Consider the following 17,086-nt stretch of genomic DNA (forward strand, 5'->3'; position numbering starts at 1 on the left):
CCCTCCACCCGATCAGACCCACCTCCGGTCCGCCGACGTCGTACGTCGCGGACCCTCACGGAAGGCCACGTGATGAGCCGCCACGTAGGGTGCGACTCGTGAGCTACGAGAATCCCCCTGGTGACGGCGGCCGCGGTCCGCGCCTCGTCGTCGCCGAGCCCGCAGGCCGGCGCAGCCGCACCCTGATCACCACCCTCGTGATCCTGGGGGTGCTGCTCCTGGCGTTCGTCATCCTGACGGGCTTCTGGACCGACCTCCTGTGGTACCAGTCGGTGGACGCCCAGAGCGTCTTCTCGACCACGCTCATGACGCGCGTGGGGCTCCTGATCGTGTTCGGCCTGCTCATGGCGGCGATCGTCGGGCTCAACATGTGGCTGGCGTACCGCTTCCGGCCGGTGTTCCCGACCATGTCGCCGGAGCAGGCGAGCCTCGAGCGCTACCGCCAGGCCCTCGCTCCCGTACGCCGGTTCCTCTTCATCGCGGTGCCGGGGTTCCTCGGCCTGCTCGCCGGCGTCAGCGCGTCGGCGGAGTGGCAGACCTGGCTCGAGTGGCGCAACGCGACCGACTTCGGCCAGACCGACCCGCAGTTCGGCCTCGACATCTCGTTCTACGTCTTCACGCTGCCGTTCCTGCGGTTCGTGCTCGGATTCCTGACCGCGGCGATCGTGCTCGCGTTCCTCGCGTCGCTCGTCGTGCACTACCTCTACAGCGGCATCAGGCTGCAGCCGGCGGACGACCGCTTCAGCCGCGCCGCACAGGTGCACCTCGGGATCCTGGCCGGCGTGTTCGTGCTGCTGCGCGGCGTGGGCTTCTGGCTCGACCGGTACGAGCTCTCCCTCTCGACCGACGACTTCGTGCCCGGCATCACCTACAAGGATGTCAACGCGCTCCTGCCGGGGCTCACGATCCTCGCGATCATCTCGGTGGTCTGCGCGCTCCTGTTCTTCGCCAGCGCGTTCCGGGACGGGTTCACGCTCGCCGTCACCGGCTTCGTGCTGCTGCTCGGCTCGTCGATCATCATCGGCTCGGTCTACCCGGCGTTCGTGCAGAACTTCCAGGTGAAGCCGACCGAGCTCGACCGCGAGCGGCCGTACATCCAGCGCAACATCGACGCCACGAGGGCTTCGTACGGCCTCGACAAGGTGGTCGTGACGCCCTACGCGGCGACCGACGCCCCTAGCGAGGCTGCCATCGAGGCGAGCAAGGGCACGATCGACAACATCCGCCTGCTCGACCCGGCCATCGTGTCGCCGACGTTCAACAAGCTGCAGGGCATCCGGTCGAACTACCGCTTCCCCGACTCGCTCGACGTCGACCGCTACGAGATCAACGACGAGCGCCGCGGCGCGATCATCGCCGTCCGCGAGCTCTACCTCGCCGGCCTGCCCGACTCGCAGCGCAACTGGGCGAACAACCACATCTTCTACACGCACGGCTTCGGCGTGGTCGCGGCGTACGACAACACCGCCAACGCCGGTGGCTCGCCGGCGTTCTTCGAGAGCGACCTGCCGCCTGTGGGCGAGCTCGACGTGAAGCAGCCCCGCATCTACTACGGCGAGTACGCCCCGGACTACTCGATCGTCGGTGCGCCCGAGGGCTCGGCGCCGCGCGAGCTCGACTACCCGGACGACAACGCGCCGGACGGTCAGGCGGTCTACACCTACACCGGTGCGGGCGGCATCCCGATCGGCAACCCGCTCAACAAGGTGCTGTTCGCCGCGAAGTACCAGGACACCAACATCCTGCTCTCGGACCTCGTCAACGAGGAGTCCAAGATCCTCGAGGTGCGCGACCCCCGCGACCGCGTGGAGAAGGTCGCGCCGTGGCTGACGGTCGACGGCGACCCGTACCCGGTCGTGGCCGACGGCCGCGTGCTCTGGATGGTCGACGCGTACACGACGACCAACCGCTACCCGAACGCGTCGAGCACCTCGCTCGGCGACGCGACGACCGACGCGCTGTCGCAGCGCGCCTCGAACCTCACCACCCAGCCGCGGACGCAGATCAACTACATCCGCAACGCGGTCAAGGCCACGGTCGACGCCTACGACGGCACCGTCACCCTCTACGAGTGGGACACCACCGACCCGCTGCTCAAGACGTGGATGAAGGTCTTCCCCAACCAGGTGAAGCCCCGCGCGTCGATGCCGCAGGCGGTGCTCGACCACGTGCGCTACCCCGAGGACATCTTCAAGGTGCAGCGCCTGATCTTCGCGCGCTACCACGTGACCGCACCGGACGTGTTCTTCAGCGGCCAGGACTTCTGGAACGTGCCGAACGATCCGACGCGCACCACCACGTCGGTCGCGCAGCCGCCCTACTACCTGCAGGTGCAGCTGCCCGGGTCGCCGGCGCCGGTGTTCTCGCTGACGACGACGTACGCCCCGCAGCGGCGCGACACCCTCGCCGCCTTCATGGGCGTCAACTCCGAGCCTGGCCCCGACTACGGCACGATCCGCGTGCTGCAGCTGCCGAGCCAGACGACCATCCCTGGCCCGAAACAGGTGCAGAACAACTTCGAGTCCGATCCCACGGTGGCCTCGCAGCTCTCGCTGCTGCGCCGCGGTGGCTCGGACGTCGACCTCGGCAACCTGCTGACGCTGCCGGTCGCCGGCGGCGTGCTGTACGTCGAACCCGTCTACGTGCGGGCGACGTCCGGCGAGGGCTTCCCGCTCCTGCAGAAGGTGCTCGTCGGCTACGGCAGCAAGGTGGCCATGCGCGACACGCTGCAGCAGGCGCTCAGCGACGTGTTCGACGGAGTCCCCGTGACGCCGCCGGACAACGGCAACGGCAACGGGACGCCCACTCCGACACCGACCCCGACACCGGGGGAGGGCACGGCCGAGCAGCGGCTCGCGCAGGCCATCTCGGACGCCCAGGTGGCGTACGCGGCCGGCCAGGAGGCGCTCAAGGTGCAGGACTGGGTGGCCTACGGCCAGGCCCAGGCCGACCTGCAGACCGCCCTGGACGCCGCTGCTGCCGCATCGCTCGAGCTCGGCATCACCACGCCGGTGACGCCGTCGCCCGACGCGACGCCGTCCGCGACACCGAGCCCCGGCGCCTCCGCCTGACGTGCGTCCGCCCGGCCTCCCCGCACGGATTTGGAGGAGGCCGGGCGGCTCACGTATGGTGAGGTCACAGCAATCGGGGCAACCCGATCACCGCGGGGTGGAGCAGCTCGGTAGCTCGCTGGGCTCATAACCCAGAGGTCGCAGGTTCAAATCCTGCCCCCGCTACTTCGCAAGACCGAAGGCCCTGACCCTCACGGTCAGGGCCTTCGTCGTACGCGGGGCCTTCGGTCTTGCCCCCAGCGGGGGCAGGATTTGGGAGGAGCGCCGCAGGCGACTGCCGTCCGGCGCGAAGCGCCGCCCTTGCAGGTGCCTGCCCCACCACGACGGATCCTGCCCCCGCTACGCAGACCGAAGGCCCGGACCATACGGGTCCGGGCCTTCGACGAGTTCGCGGGCTCTCGTGGCGGAGGGAGCCCGCGATCAGCGCCGCTCACGCCGGGCCGCTGCGCTGTGCTGCTGCGACGCGATGTCAGTGCCGTAGTGCTCGAGGGCCTGCGCCATGTCGCGCACGCGCTGGTTGCGGCCGTCGACGCCGTCGATCTGGGCTGCCAGGAAGTAGCCGTCGAAGAGGGCGACGCCGAGGCCGGCAAGGCGGTCTCCGATGATCCCGGCCACCTCGGGGCCTTCCGCCTCGAACGCCATGGCGATGAACTCGCGCATCCGTGCGTTGGCCTCGCTCCGGACGCGGTCCAGCACCTGCGCGACGTCGGGGTCGCGGTTGGTGATGAGCAGCGTCAGGAAGAGCCGGAGGAACTCCTCGTGCTCGTCGATGTTGTCGGCGATGTGCGTGAGGTACGCCTGGAGCCTGCTGCCGGCCTTGCCCCGCACCCGGATGGCGCCGGTGGAGTCGAAGAACCGGCGGGCTCCACGCTCCATGACGGCCGCGGCGATGGCTGCCTTGGAGTCGAACTGCCAGTAAATGGAGCTCTTCTGGAGACCCGACTCCTTGATGATCGCGGAGATGCTGGCGCCCTCGTAGCCGTACTCGGACATGACGCGGGATGCAGCGTCAAGGATCTCCTCGCGCGCGCGCTGGCCTTGGGCGTTTCGACGGATACCGGTGCCGGACACCCCGCTCTTCATGCGGCGATCGTAGGGCAGCCGGGATCTTGACATGCCGTCGAGGGCGGCTAGGGTGTGATGAAACTAACTGGACCGGTCGGTACAGTACGAGCGGGAGGGCAACCCGATGAATGTCGGCTCATTCGACGCTGACGTCGCGATCGTCGGTTACGGGCCCTCCGGGGTCGTGGCCGCCAGCATGCTCGGCAAGGCCGGCGTGCCCACCGTGGTGCTCGAGCGGGACGTGGACCTGTACTCACGCGCTCGCGCGGTCACCGTCAACGACTGGACGCTGCGGATCTTCCAGGAACTCGGGATCGCCGAGCGGGTGAAGGCCGACATGGACGAGATGCCGGCGGTCAGCTGGAAGACGTACGAGGGCCGCCTCGTCTTCCGACTGGTGCAGAAGCCCGATGTCCTCGGCCACCCGACCGCGATGATGATCTACCAGCCGGAGATGGAGGCGGTGATCCGCGAGAACGCCTCGCGGCACGGGTCGCTGAACGTTCGCTTCGGCCACACCTTCACCGGCCTTGAGCAGGACGAGCACGGCGTCACGCTCCGTGCGACGGACCCAGAGGGAGCTCCGTACACCCTGCGGGTTCGCTACGTGATCGGCGCGGACGGCGGCTCCAGCCCAGCCCGAGAGGCGCTCGGCGCCACCATGGTGGGCACGACGCGGCCGCGGCGCTGGCTAGTGATCGACGGCGAGGTTCTGCGGCCCTGGCCGGGCTGCGACGAGCTGACGTTCTGGTCGGACCCGGTGCGCCCCGTCGTCGACATCCCCCTGGCCAAGGGCAACCACCGCTGGGAGATCCCGCTGGCTCCTGGCGAGTCGGACGACGACTACGCATCCGAGGAAGCGGTATGGGCGCGGCTGCGCGCGCTCGGCGTCACGACGGACCAGGTGCGGATCAAGGGATATGCGTTCTACAGCCATCATCTGCGCCACCTCGAGGGCTGGCGTCGCGACCGGGTCGTGCTCATCGGCGACGCCGCCCACCTCATGCCGCCGTGGGCGGGACAGGGGATGCAGTCGGGCATCCGCGATGCGCACAACGTCGCGTGGAAGCTGGCCGTCATCTGCGCCGGTCACGCCGGGCCGGACCTGCTCGACACCGTGGAGAGCGAGCGCTGGCCGCACGTGTCGCTCCTGACCGAGATGTCGGTCCGGCTCGGGATGTTCATCGAGGCCGACAACCGCGCCCTTGTCGCTGTGCGCAACACCGTCGCACCCCGGGCGAGGCACCTGCCGTTCTGGAACCGCATCCTGCAGCCCAGCAACGCCACCAACCGATTCGAGACGGGCTGGCTCACCGGCACCCCGGGGCGGCGCAACGCGCTTGGCCGGATGATCCCGCAGCCCACGGTGTTCGACCGGCAGGGCCGGCAGCACCTGCTCGACGACCTCGTCGGCAGCGGCTTCGTCGTCTTCGGCCTGGACTGCGACCCCCGGAGCCGGATGACCGCTGCTCAGGTGCGGGACTGGGAGCGACTCGGTGCCTCGTTCCGGACGGTCCGGCGCTCCTTCAGCACCACCGACGAGGCCGACGACGTCATCGACGCGAGAGGCGTCCTCGTCGACTGGCTGGAGCGTCACCGCACGAAGGTCGTGGTCGTCCGGCCCGACCGCTTCGTCGCCGCCACGGACCTCACCGGCCTCGGCGTCCCCTCCGACCGGGGCAACCTCGGCCCCACCCGGCGCTCCGACGGCAGTACCGGCCGGACCGCGCCCACCGCCTCGGCCACCCACTGATGGGAGCAGCATGACCACCACCCGCGCAGCCGCCACCGCCGCGACGATCTCGACCACCGACGTGGCGGTCGGGGAGTGGAGGATCCGCACCCACCTCGCCGGCGATCCCGCCGACCCCGCGATCCTGTGGCTCCACGGCTCCGGCCCCGGAGTGAGCGCCCTGTCGAACTGGCAGACGCTCATCACCACGATGCCCGGCTATCGGCACATCGCGCCGGACGTCCTCGGCTTCGGCAACTCCTCGCACCCCGAGGACCTGCCGCTCGGCGTGGCCGGGTCCGCGTCGATGCGCGCCGCAGCCATGGAGGGGCTGCTCGACGCACTGGGCGTGACGAGGGCGCATCTCGTCGGGAACTCGATGGGCGGGATGATCGCGCTTCTCATGCTGAAGAGCCGGCCCGAGCGGTTCGACCGCGTCATTCTGATGGGCAGCGGCGGTGCACCGATGACGCCGACGCCCGACCTCATCGCCATGATCACCTACTACAACGATCCCGGCGACGACTCCATGCGGGATCTCATCGGCCGCTTCGTGTTCGACACCGGCCTGTTCGGCGACGAGCTTGGCGCGATCGCAGCCGACAGGGCCGCCGTCGCAGGGCGTGGCGACGTCCGGCGGTCGCACCTGCGCACCTTCTCCCCGGACGGGCCGCCCTTGGTCTTCGCCGAGGAGGAGCTAGGGGGCATCCCGCACGAGGTGCTGCTCGTGCACGGGCGCGAGGACCGCATCATCCCCAAGCATGCGTCGTTCTACCTGGCAGACGCGCTCCCCAACGCACAGCTGCACGTCTTGCCCCACGCGGGCCACTGGGTGCAGATCGAGCAGACCGAACGGTTCCGGGCACTTGCCCAACAGTTCCTCGCAGGCACCGCAGACGGGGGTGCGGCATGAGCGACGTCTTCGGCCGGGTGCACCTCGGCTACCTCGTCGTCGAGACAGCGCGGATGACCGACTGGCGCCGTTTCGGCGCCGACGCCGTCGGCCTGCACGTCGACAGCATGAGCCCCGACGTCATGCGCTTCCGCCTCGACGACCACGAGTGCCGATTCCTGCTCCAGCGGGGTCCCGCCGAGGACGTCACCGCCATCGGCTGGCAGGTCGACGACCACGAGACGTTCGACGACATCCTCGCCAGGGTCACCTCGCGCGGCCTCCCGGTATCGGAGGGGACGCCCGAGGAGTGCGCGCTGCGCGGCGTCGAGCGGCTCTGGCGCTTCGCCGGACCCAAGGGCGTGCACACCGAGATCTACACGACGCCGCTCACGACGACCAGGCCGCTGGTCATGACGAACAAGGCGTTCGTGACCGGCGAGAGCGGCATGGGCCACCTCGCGATCGTGTCCAAGGACGTCCTCGGCATGCACGGGTACTACTCGACGCTGTTCGACGCACGGCTGTCCGACTTCATCCTCGAGCGCATCGGGCCCATGAATCTGCGCATCCGGTTCCTTCGGGTGAACGAGCGCCACCACTCGATCGCCGTCGCCGGCGTGCGGCAGTGGGCGGTCAACCCGATCCGTACCCGCATTCAGCACGTCAACATCCAGGTCGCCGAGCTCGACGACATGGTCGCCGCCTATGAGCGGGTCACCGCCGAGGGGTTCCGCATGATGTGGTCCGTCGGTCAGCACCCCAACGACCGCGAGCTCTCGTTCTACTGCCGGACTCCGTCGGGCTTCGAGCTCGAGGTGGGCTGGAACCCCCTCGTGGTCACCCCCGATCTCGAGGTCGCCTGGGAGCCCACCACCTACCAGGGCATCTCGCTCTGGGGCCACACGCCCATCGGCGAGGACATCGTCCACAAGATGGGCATGGTCAGCCAGGCCCTGCGCTCGACGCGCGAGCACGAGATCGCCGTCCCCGAGCTGTGCGACCGGCAGTCCGTGCCCGCCTAGCCCCGACGGGTCCTGAACCGCGGCCCGCGGCGAAGCCACAGCGCCTTCCTCGTCGACTTCAGGAGGAGACGTGATCGCCACCAGCCCGCTTCCCGACGTCGAGATCCCAGAGATCGGGCTGACCGATTTCGTTCTGGCGAGGGCCCCCCTGCTGGCGGACAAGCCGGCGCTGATCGACGGCCCGTCCGGACGCGTCATCACCTACGGCGAGCTGGAGAGCGGCATCCGCTCGCTCGCAGCCGGCCTCGTGGAGCGGGGGTTCGGCCGTGGCAGCGTGCTGGCTCTGATGGCTCCCAACGTCCCCGAGTTCGGCGTCGTGTTCCACGCCGCTGCATACGCAGGCGGGACCGTCACGACCATCAGCCCGACGTACACGGCTGAGGAAACGAGGTCCCACCTGCGGGATTCCCGAGCAACGGTGCTGGTCGCTGCCTTCCCCTACCTCGAGACGGCATCGGCGGCGGCCGAGGGCACCCACGTCACGTCGGTCTACGCGCTGGGTGATGGGGGAGGGGCGGAGCCGATCGCCTCGTTGTCGAGCAGCCCGCTCCAGAAGCACGCCGTGGTGCAGCCGGACGACGTCGTCGCGCTTCCCTACTCATCCGGCACCACCGGCCGGAACAAGAGGGTGATGCTCACCCACCGCAATCTGGTCGCCAACATCGCCCAGGTGGCGGCTGCGGCCCAGGTGCGCGAGGACGAGGCCTTCATGGCGGTCCTTCCGTTCTTCCACATCTACGGCATGCAGGTGCTCATGAACACCGGCCTGCGCGCGGGCGCCACCATCGTGACCATGCCGCGCTTCGACCTCGAGCATCTCCTGGCGCTTCACTCCCGGTACCGCGTCACCCGCTCGTTCGTCGCCCCGCCGATCGTCGTGGCCCTGGCCAAGTACCCGTCCGTCGCACACTACGACCTCTCGGCTCTCGAGCAGGTGCTCTCGGGCGCGGCGCCGTTGTCGGCCGACCTCGCCCGCGAGGCTGCGGCCAGGATCGGCTGCGAGGTCGTCCAGGGCTACGGGATGACGGAGCTGTCTCCGGTCTCGCACGTGACGGCGCCCGGCGACTTCAGGCCCGGTTCGGTGGGTGTGACGGTCTCGAACACCGAGTGCAGGGTGATCGACGTGGCCACCGGCGCACCCCTCGGGCTGGGCCAGGACGGCGAGACCTGCGTCCGCGGTCCGCAGGTGATGCTCGGCTACCTCGGCAACCCGGAGGCGACGGTGGGCATCCTGGACACGGACGGATGGCTGCACACCGGCAACATCGGCCACGTCGATGCCGACGGTCACCTCTACATCGTCGACCGGCTCAAGGAGCTCATCAAGTACAACGGGTTCCAGGTGCCGCCGGCCGAACTGGAGGCCGTGCTCAGGAGCCCCAACATCCACGTCTGAGCTCCAAGTGCGGCCTCGGCAGCTGCATCACGACCACTGTCGGATGCGGCATCGACTGTCGACAGACTGCGCTCTGCCTCGGCGCGATCGAAGAGCGTCTCCGCCCATCTGGGTAGCGAAAAGGGCTTGACATGTACTCCATCTGTCGACAGTCTTTCGCTCGCGCACTCAACTGTCGACAGTTTGGGAGGTCCTCATGGAGCGCTCGGCGCGTGAAACCGCGGCACCGATCATCCCGCTGACGTCCAGCGCGATCGGCGGCCGCGAGGATGCCCCCGCTGACGATCGTGGCCCCAGCCGCATCGAGTGGGTGCACGACAAGCTGCGTGACCGCATCCTCACCGGAAACCTCGCGCCTGGAACGGTCGTCTCCCAGGCCGCTCTGGCGCGCGAGCTCGGCCTGTCGCGCGCCCCAATCCGCGAGGCGCTGCGCCGGCTCGAGGGCGAGGGCCTCGTGGAGTCCCGGCACAACCAGAGGGTCCAGATCGCTGATCTGTCGATCAGCGACATGGAGGAGATCTACGCCTCCCGCATCGCCATCGAGACGCTCGCGGTTCGCTTCACGGTCCCACGCCTGACGAAGGACGACGTGGCCGAGATGAAGCACGCATGGACGGCGATGCGCGAGAGCGCCGAGAAGCAGGACCGCAGCCGTTGGTCGGTCGAGCACACGCGCTTCCACATGGTGGCCCTGTCCCCGGTCGGACCCCGACTGACCGCGCAGATCGCCCAGCTCGATGACCACGCAGGTCGCTACCGAGCCCTCTACATGACGCAGGTCAACGCCTCGTGGGACTCCATTCTCACGCAGGACGCGGCGATCATCGACGCGGTCGAGAGCAGCGACCTGGACGCCGTCGTCGACCGCTGGGCGCGGCACGTCGCGAGCACGGTGCTGTCGACCATCGCCGTGGTCGACCCCACGCACGACGCACGACTGGTCCGGGCAGCCCTGCAGAACTCGCTGTCGGCCCCGAGCCGCGACACCGCCGGCAGCCACACGGCTGCCCGCCCTGGCGCATCGGAGGCCTGAAGTGTTCGGCCCGGGCTGGAGCCTCTCGCCGCGCGCCTACCGCGTGGTGCGGGAGCGAATCAGCATCCCCGTCTCCGGCGGCGTGGATCTCGCCGCAACGGTGTTCAGGCCGGACGACGACGGGCAGTTCCCCGTGATACTCGGCGTCCACGCCTACGACGGGGCGATGCAGTCGACGCCGTCCATGCCGCAGGCGTTGCAGGGTGCCAACGCGCAGGCGGAGGCCGGCGACCCGCGCTTCTACGCGCGCCGCGGCTACGTCCACGTGATCGTGAACGCCCGGGGGACAGGCGGTTCGGGCGGCACCTACCAGCACTACGGCCCGCGCGACGTGGACGACGTCGTCGAGGTCATAGCCTGGCTCGCTCGTCAGCGCTGGTCGACAGGGCGCGTGGGCATGTTCGGGATGTCGTACTTCTCCGTGGCGGCCAAGCAGGTGGCGGCGCGCAACCCCGAGGCGCTCAAGGCTGTGTTCGCGCCCTACGGCTACACCGACTTCTACCGCGACAAGTTCTTCCACGGCGGGATCCTCGCCCGATCGTTCGTGACGTCGTGGAGCAGCCACCTGGCCGGAGTGCGGGTCGAGGGCTGGTCGCGACGCAATCTCGGCGATGGCGAGTTCGGCCGCAGGCTCGAGGAGCTCCGTGCCGACGCGGACATCATGGCCGTCGCCCAGCTCGCGGCGGCCATCGCAGCGCCCGACGAGGGCCCGAATCCGCTCATCGTCGACGTGCTCTTGAACCCGCTCGACGGACCGTACTGGGCAGAGCGCAACCCCGACCTCTCGGCCGTGCAGGTACCCATCGTCCTCGGCGGCTGCTGGGGGATGTACGGCCTGCACCTGCCGGGCGAGTTCCGGGCCTGGGAGCGGATCACCGCGCCGAAGAAGCTGTTCGTCGGCCCGCCGATCTACGTCGACCGGCCGGTCTACCAGTACGCGCAGGAGTCGCTGCGCTGGTTCGATCACTGGCTCAAGGACAACGACACCGGCTACCTCGACGAGGCGCCGATCCAGCTGTTCCTCCCCGGGTCGGACGGGGAGTGGATCGAGGCCGAGCAGTGGCCGCTCCCTCAGACGCGCTGGCAATCGTTCTACCTGCACCGCGACGGCCTGCTCTCCGAGCACGAGCACTGGCCGCACGAGGGCGCGACGAGCTACGAGGACAACACGTTCAACAAGCGCGGGGCCATCACCTTCACGACGCCACCGCTGGTCGAGCGCACGACGATCCTCGGCCACGCCACCCTCACGCTGCACGCGGCCACGACGGACGACGAGCTGCTCGTGTTCGCGAGCATGTGGCTCGTCGACGCCGACGGCAGCCGCTCAATGCTCACCCGCGGCTGGCTGCGCGGGTCGATGCGCACGGTGAACCGCGAGCTGTCCAAGCCTTGGCTCGTCCACCACGACTTCACCGACCGCAAGCCCCTCGAGCCCGACACCATCCACGAGCTCGAGCTCAACATCGCTCCCACCGCGATCGTCCTCCATCCCGGCCAGCGGCTCGAGCTGCAGATCAGCTCATCGGACGAGGACGACGCAGGGACGTTCATGGACTTGATCTCGCAGGGGCACTTGCTTCGGCAGAGCCCCTCGTGGATCAGCGTCTACCACGACGAGGACCACCCCTCGACGCTGCGGCTCCCGGTGATCGAGGGCAACCGCATCGGCACCTACCTCTCGGGCGGCGTCCCGGCCCGGCCCAGCGCCGGACCTGTCCGGAGCAGCACGAACGAATGGTGACCCCGACCCCTCGACCGTCCGGCCCACCCCAGGAGGACCAACGATGATCACGCCGTGGCTGTTCGACATCTTCAACTACCCCTTCGACGCCTCCCCCGGCAGCTTCGACGCCAAGGCACTGCAGGACCTCTACGACTGGCACCTCGAGTCGTGGGAGGTCGCCGAGCAGGCCGGTTTCGAGGGCCTGTTCTTCAGCGAGCACCACTTCACGCCGTACTCGGTCAGCCCGTCGCCCAACCTGCTCATCGCGGCGGCGGCCCAGCGGACGACGAAGATGCGTCTCGGCGTGATGGGCAACATCGTGCCGCTGCACAACCCCCGGCGCCTCGCCGAGGAGTACGCGATGCTCGACTACCTCAGCCACGGCCGGCTCGAGATCGGCATCGGCCGCGGCGTGGACGAGAAGGAGTTCGGCCGCGAGGGCATCCCGATGGCGGAGACCCGTCCCCGATTCGAGGAGGGCTTGCGCCTCATCGAGAGCATGCTCTACAACCCGGTGTTCACCCATGAGGGCACCTACGCCACCTACGAGCCCACGACGATGTGGCCGCCGCCCCTCGACCGCGACCGCCGCCGCATGTGGATCACGGCGCTCAGCCCGCAGACCATCCAGTGGTGCGGCACGAACGGCTACAACATCGCGACCGCCTTCCAGCCGACGGCGCAGCTGCGCGCTGTGAACGACGCCTACAAGGAGGCGGCGAAGGCGGCCGGCCAGCCTCACGGGCCGGACTCCACGATGATCCTGCGCAACGTCTACGTCGGCGAGACCGACGAGGAGGCGCGCCGCATCGCCGAGCCCGCGCTCAACCGCATGTTCGGCCTCTACAAGGAGGCCGTCATGTTCCAGGACCTCGACCACATCCCGGACGGCTACGACAGCCAGTTCTACGAGTCGTTCTTCCGCCCCTTCGCCGGCGACGGCCCCGTGTACTGGGACGCGCTCATCGACCTCGGCATCTTCGTGGTCGGATCGCCTGACACCGTACGCGAGTCGCTGATCAAGCAGGCGCAGGAGCTCGGCACCAGCAACATCCTCATGTGGGCGTCGTTCGGCTCGCTCACCAAGGAGGAAACCATCAGCTCCTACCGGCTCCTCGGCGAGCATGTGATCCCGGCCCTCCGCGAGGCCGAGGTCGTCTGAGCCGCGACGCCGGGCCGTCCTTCCTGAGGGCCCGGCACGCAGGCACCCGCCACCGGCTGCGACGGCTTCGCCCGTCGCAGCCGGTGGGCCCCGGCACACCTCTGCCCAGGAGAGCCCATGTCCCTCCCCACCCTTGCCCGCCCGACGGAGACGACGGTGCCCAGCCCCCGGCCCGAGCCCACCCCGCACGCGCTGGGCCCTGACGATTTCCGCGACGCGTTCCGGCACCACCCCGGCGGCGTCGCCCTGGTGACCGCGCTCGGGGAGCACGCGCCGGCAGCGCTCACGGCCACCTCGCTGACGTCGATCAGCGCCGACCCCGCGGTGCTCGCCTTCTCGGTGTCGCACGCGTCGTCGGCGGCGCCGACGATCCTGGCCGCGGGCACCGTCGTCGTGCACCTGCTCGATGCCTCGACCGTGCACCTGGCCAAGCTGGGCGCGACCAGCGGCATCGACCGGTTCGCCGACACGTCGCTCTGGACCACCCTGCCCACGGGCGAGCCGGTCTTCCGGGGCACCCGCTGGCTGCGCGCCCGCGTCCTCGACCGTGTCGACGCCGGCGCCGCGACCCTCGTCCTCGCCGAGCCCCTGGAGTGCGACCTCGGGTCCGACGACGTCGGGGAGGGCTGCGTCCGCGAGGGCCTCGTCTACCTCAACCGCACCTGGCACCGCCTCGGCGACGCCAGCCGGCTGGACTGAGGGCGGCATGAAGGTCGCAGCTCTCGACGGCCGCCTCACGATCAGCGTCGACGACCGATGGGTCGACGTCGCCGACGCCAGCCATGGCCGATTCTCCCCCGATCCCATGGGCGCCTACGAGCGCTGGGACGAGCTGCTTGCATGGTCGACGTCGGCCGAGGCGTCGTCCGGCCCCACCGCCGTGGGTTCGCCCGGCGTGCCGGTCCCACGGCCCCGGCAGATGTTCGCGATCGGGCTCAACTACCGCGAGCACGCGGCCGAGTCGGGCTTCGACATCCCCGAGCACCCGGTGGTCTTCGGCAAGTTCCAGTCGTCGCTCACCGGTCAGGGGGCCACCGTGAGGCTGCCCAGCGACGGCGTCGACTGGGAGGTCGAGCTCGTCGTCGTCATCGGGCACGAGGCGCACCAGGTAGCGCCGGAGAAGGCCTGGGACCACGTCGCCGGCCTCACCATCGGGCAGGACCTGTCGTGGCGGGCCGTGCAGACTCGCGGCCCTGCGCCGCAGTTCTCGATCGGCAAGTCCTACCCCGGCTTCAGCCCGGTGGGGCCTTGGGTGGTCACTTCCGACGAGCTCGACGACCGCGACGACCTGCGCATCTCGTGCAGTCTCGACGGCGAGGTGCTGCAGGACGGCCGGACCTCTGACCTCATCTTCCCCGTGGCCGACCTCGTCAGCAGGCTCTCCTCCTCCCTCACGCTCTACCCCGGCGACCTCATCTTCACCGGCACCCCCTCCGGCGTGGGCATCGGCCGCGATCCGCGCCGCTTCCTCGTGCCCGGGACCCTCGTCAGCTCCATCGAGGGGCTCGGAGAGCTCTCGATCAGCCTCGTCTGAATGGATTCGCCATGGCACTGCACCGCCTCAGCTCGTTCACCTTCGAGGTACCCGACCCTGATGCCGTGGTGGCCTACTACGTCGAGTTCGGCCTCACCGACAACGGCGACGGCTCGATGTCGACCACCGACGGAGGCCGCCAGCTCCATGTGCGGCAGGGCAATCGACGCCGCATCAGCGAGCTCGTGGTCGGCGCCGACGACGAGGACGACCTCGGCCGCGTGGCGGCGTCCCTGGCGGCCCAAGGGTTCGGCGTGCAGACGTACGAGGGCGCGGTGCGGTCGATCGAGCCGGTGACCGGCACGGTCGTCAGCGTGGTCGTCGAGCCGCTGGCGGAACAGCCAGCACGCACACCGCCGGGCTACAACGGCCCGGGGGAGGTGGTTCGCACCAACTCCCGGGCCGACGGCGCCTCCAGCGTCGAGCGCGTCACGCCGCGACGCCTCGGGCATGTGGTTCTCGGCACCACCGATGCCGAGACCACGCAGCGGTTCTTCGTGGAGGGCGTGGGTTTCAAGGTGAGCGACCGCGCCGGTGTAGGCGCGTTCCTGCGCTGCAGCACCGACCACCACAACCTACTCGTGATGGGGTCCCCGGCCGTCTACCCCCACCACACGTCGTGGCAGGTCGACGACGTCGACCAGATCGGCCGCGGTGCGATGGACATGCTGGAGGGCCACCCCGAGCGGCACGTGTGGGGCCTCGGGCGCCACTACGCCGGCTCGAACTTCTTCTGGTACCTGAAGGACCCGGCGGGCACATTCAGCGAGTACTACTCAGACATGGACTGCATCGTCGACGACAGTCTCTGGAGCCCCGAGTCCGTCGAGGGGGCGAGGGGGCTGTTCCGATGGGGACCGCCGCCGCCCGCGTCCTTCCTCGACCCCGAGGACATCGCCGCCCACATCGTCGGAGCCCACGCACGGTAGCCAGTCTGCGGCCTTGCCGACGCGTCTCTCCGTCGACCGACTGTCGCACAGCCTGGTTGGCCACCTTGACCTGGCCTATGGCGACCTGACATGGGCTTCCCCGACGAATCACGACCCTCGACCCGGCTCGAAGTGCGGGCAGGTGGTGCCCAGACCGGCCTGACCTGCAGGAACACGTGGGTGCATGACGCCCAGACTCTGGGCACGCAAGGTCCCCCCGCTACTCCCAGGTGACGACCGAGGTACTGGTTTCCACTGACAGAGGGTCCGCCCGGATTCGTCCGGGCGGACCCTCTGCGTTGTGCGGACCGGATCACGGCCACCGGGGTCGGTTCGGGGCATGCGAAGAGGCCCGCCACATGCGTGTGGTGGGCCTCCGGTCGTTCGTGGGCAGGGCTTCGCCTGCTCCTTGCTGGTGCGTCGCCTTCGCCGTCGCGTTCGGGCTGCTGTCGAGGACGGCGCTCATGCGGCCGGCGCCCGCGCCGGCGGGCTCGCGGTCACTCGGCGGACTCGGCCCTTCGCGGGCAGCGGCATGCGGGAGCTGCAGGCCACGGCGGCGGCCGCGTCGAGCTTGCGGGTCCGGTCGCGGTTGGCCCGCCACGCCTGGACGGCGGCGAGGTTGAGGGCCGCGACGACGAACGAGACCATGACGGACACCTTCGCCCGGGAATTTGCGGCTGCGCTGAGTGCTTCGCGGGGGAGGTCTCAAGGCAGGGGGGAGGAGCACGGGCCCGGCCGAACCGCACAGAACACCGCTCTGCACGTCGGTTTCGCGACTCAGGGACCCACGCCGGGGGCGATGGCTCAGGTCGGGGAACCCGGGGACGTCGACATATCGGGCGGTGCCACCGGATTGACGCCACGGACGAGCTGGAAGCCGCCATCGAGGACAGACACAGAGACGTCGGCGAAGCCGGCTGCCTCCACGAGCCGCTGTGCGTCAGCGTCGCTCCACTGCCACTGGCCCCAAGCGTCGGGGCTGCCCGACTCGGTGGCAGAGCCCCAGTAGGTCGGCTTGCTGTCGCCCAGGGTGAGCACGACGCGTCCGCCAGGGCGAAGCACGCGGCGCATCTCCCGCAGCGCTGCAGCCGGGTCGGGGATGAACTTCACGGTGTTGAGGGAGGTGACGACGCTGAAGCGGTGGTCTTCCCACGGCAGACGCAGGGCGTCGCCGCGGACGATCTGTGCCGACCCGTTCGCGATGCGGTCGGCCAAGCGTCGTCGTGCCATCGTGACCTGGATCTCGGACGCGTCCAGGCCCGCGACGTACTGCACGTGGCGGGCGTGCTCGGCGAGCAGCGTCGCTGAGCCGCAGCCCACGTCGAGCAGGTCGTCGTCGGGGCGGAGCCTGAGCTCGGCGGACATGGCCCGGTAGTACGGCCTCGCCAACGTGACCAGCAGTCGCGCACCCACCCAGCCCAGCGGACCGCTCGGCTTGCCGAACAACGCCCGCAAGATCCACCTGCGCACGGCCATCGTCAGCTTCGCCTCCGATCCGAGTCGAACGTGCCTCCTGCCTGC

At 69.6% G+C, this 17,086-nt stretch carries 14 protein-coding genes and 1 tRNA gene; 12 read left to right on the forward strand and 3 right to left on the reverse strand.

What is annotated here, in order from left to right; translation table 11 throughout:
• The first annotated feature begins 98 nt into the window (after window positions 1-98).
• Both ACFQGU_RS06645 and ACFQGU_RS06650 read left to right on the forward strand, forming a co-directional pair.
• Window positions 99-3,071, forward strand: coding sequence for a UPF0182 family membrane protein (locus tag ACFQGU_RS06645; RefSeq protein WP_386764949.1), 2,973 nt, complete (start codon window positions 99-101; stop codon window positions 3,069-3,071).
• 91 nt (window positions 3,072-3,162) lie between these two features.
• Window positions 3,163-3,236: transfer RNA gene (locus tag ACFQGU_RS06650), tRNA-Met, on the forward strand.
• 255 nt (window positions 3,237-3,491) lie between these two features.
• Here the strand turns inward: ACFQGU_RS06650 and ACFQGU_RS06655 are convergent.
• Window positions 3,492-4,154: a TetR/AcrR family transcriptional regulator gene (locus ACFQGU_RS06655; RefSeq protein ID WP_386764951.1), complete on the reverse strand. Its 663-nt coding sequence runs from the start codon at window positions 4,152-4,154 to the stop codon at window positions 3,492-3,494.
• Window positions 4,155-4,260: 106 nt separating this feature from the next.
• Here ACFQGU_RS06655 and ACFQGU_RS06660 point away from each other — a divergent pair, with 106 nt between their 5' ends.
• From ACFQGU_RS06660 to ACFQGU_RS06705, 10 genes are all read left to right on the forward strand, one after another.
• Window positions 4,261-5,889 (forward strand): bifunctional 3-(3-hydroxy-phenyl)propionate/3-hydroxycinnamic acid hydroxylase, encoded by a 1,629-nt coding sequence (locus ACFQGU_RS06660; protein ID WP_386764952.1) that lies wholly within the window; start codon window positions 4,261-4,263, stop codon window positions 5,887-5,889.
• 10 nt (window positions 5,890-5,899) lie between these two features.
• Window positions 5,900-6,781, forward strand: a complete 882-nt coding sequence (locus ACFQGU_RS06665; protein ID WP_386764954.1) for an alpha/beta fold hydrolase — start codon at window positions 5,900-5,902, stop codon at window positions 6,779-6,781.
• The gene (locus tag ACFQGU_RS06670) at window positions 6,778-7,785 is read left to right on the forward strand and encodes a VOC family protein (protein WP_386764956.1); all 1,008 of its coding nucleotides are present in this window, start codon (window positions 6,778-6,780) and stop codon (window positions 7,783-7,785) included. The genes ACFQGU_RS06665 and ACFQGU_RS06670 overlap by 4 nt, the downstream gene beginning before the upstream one ends.
• A 70-nt stretch (window positions 7,786-7,855) precedes the next feature.
• Complete coding sequence (locus ACFQGU_RS06675) at window positions 7,856-9,181, forward strand: AMP-binding protein (RefSeq protein ID WP_386764958.1); 1,326 nt, start codon at window positions 7,856-7,858, stop codon at window positions 9,179-9,181.
• Between the two features lie 196 nt (window positions 9,182-9,377).
• Entirely contained in the window at window positions 9,378-10,214 is an 837-nt protein-coding gene (locus ACFQGU_RS06680; protein ID WP_386764960.1) for a GntR family transcriptional regulator, read from the forward strand.
• A 1-nt stretch (window position 10,215) separates the two neighbouring features.
• Entirely contained in the window at window positions 10,216-11,958 is a 1,743-nt protein-coding gene (locus tag ACFQGU_RS06685; protein ID WP_386764962.1) for a CocE/NonD family hydrolase, read from the forward strand.
• A 43-nt stretch (window positions 11,959-12,001) separates the two neighbouring features.
• A complete protein-coding gene (locus ACFQGU_RS06690; protein WP_386764963.1) occupies window positions 12,002-13,102 on the forward strand; it encodes an LLM class flavin-dependent oxidoreductase in 1,101 nt (366 codons plus the stop codon).
• A 117-nt stretch (window positions 13,103-13,219) separates the two neighbouring features.
• Entirely contained in the window at window positions 13,220-13,801 is a 582-nt protein-coding gene (locus ACFQGU_RS06695; RefSeq protein ID WP_386764965.1) for a flavin reductase family protein, read from the forward strand.
• 7 nt (window positions 13,802-13,808) lie between these two features.
• Window positions 13,809-14,636, forward strand: coding sequence for a fumarylacetoacetate hydrolase family protein (locus ACFQGU_RS06700; protein WP_386764967.1), 828 nt, complete (start codon window positions 13,809-13,811; stop codon window positions 14,634-14,636).
• An 11-nt stretch (window positions 14,637-14,647) separates the two neighbouring features.
• Window positions 14,648-15,565 carry a VOC family protein gene (locus ACFQGU_RS06705; protein WP_386764969.1) on the forward strand — a complete coding sequence of 306 codons (918 nt, stop codon included), beginning with the start codon at window positions 14,648-14,650 and terminating at the stop codon, window positions 15,563-15,565.
• Window positions 15,566-16,027: 462 nt separating this feature from the next.
• Here the strand turns inward: ACFQGU_RS06705 and ACFQGU_RS06710 are convergent, their stop codons facing one another.
• Together ACFQGU_RS06710 and ACFQGU_RS06715 are read right to left on the reverse strand one after the other, a co-directional pair.
• A complete protein-coding gene (locus tag ACFQGU_RS06710) occupies window positions 16,028-16,213 on the reverse strand; it encodes a hypothetical protein (protein WP_386764971.1) in 186 nt (61 codons plus the stop codon).
• Window positions 16,214-16,369: 156 nt separating this feature from the next.
• Window positions 16,370-17,035: a class I SAM-dependent methyltransferase gene (locus tag ACFQGU_RS06715; RefSeq protein ID WP_386764973.1), complete on the reverse strand. Its 666-nt coding sequence runs from the start codon at window positions 17,033-17,035 to the stop codon at window positions 16,370-16,372.
• Window positions 17,036-17,086: the final 51 nt, after the last annotated feature.

Source organism: Longivirga aurantiaca, from assembly GCF_042660085.1.
Classification (GTDB): domain Bacteria; phylum Actinomycetota; class Actinomycetes; order S36-B12; family CAIYMF01; genus Longivirga; species Longivirga aurantiaca.

Bases quoted from the DNA above. Each gene is read 5' to 3' on its own strand.
- ACFQGU_RS06655 (WP_386764951.1), bottom strand. From the start codon at position 4,154: ATGAAGAGCGGGGTGTCCGGCACCGGTATCCGTCGAAACGCCCAAGGC.
- ACFQGU_RS06660 (WP_386764952.1), top strand. From the start codon at position 4,261: ATGAATGTCGGCTCATTCGACGCTGACGTCGCGATCGTCGGTTACGGG.
- ACFQGU_RS06665 (WP_386764954.1), top strand. From the start codon at position 5,900: ATGACCACCACCCGCGCAGCCGCCACCGCCGCGACGATCTCGACCACC.
- ACFQGU_RS06670 (WP_386764956.1), top strand. From the start codon at position 6,778: ATGAGCGACGTCTTCGGCCGGGTGCACCTCGGCTACCTCGTCGTCGAG.
- ACFQGU_RS06680 (WP_386764960.1), top strand. From the start codon at position 9,378: ATGGAGCGCTCGGCGCGTGAAACCGCGGCACCGATCATCCCGCTGACG.
- ACFQGU_RS06690 (WP_386764963.1), top strand. From the start codon at position 12,002: ATGATCACGCCGTGGCTGTTCGACATCTTCAACTACCCCTTCGACGCC.
- ACFQGU_RS06695 (WP_386764965.1), top strand. From the start codon at position 13,220: ATGTCCCTCCCCACCCTTGCCCGCCCGACGGAGACGACGGTGCCCAGC.
- ACFQGU_RS06700 (WP_386764967.1), top strand. From the start codon at position 13,809: ATGAAGGTCGCAGCTCTCGACGGCCGCCTCACGATCAGCGTCGACGAC.
- ACFQGU_RS06705 (WP_386764969.1), top strand. From the start codon at position 14,648: ATGGCACTGCACCGCCTCAGCTCGTTCACCTTCGAGGTACCCGACCCT.
- ACFQGU_RS06710 (WP_386764971.1), bottom strand. From the start codon at position 16,213: ATGGTCTCGTTCGTCGTCGCGGCCCTCAACCTCGCCGCCGTCCAGGCG.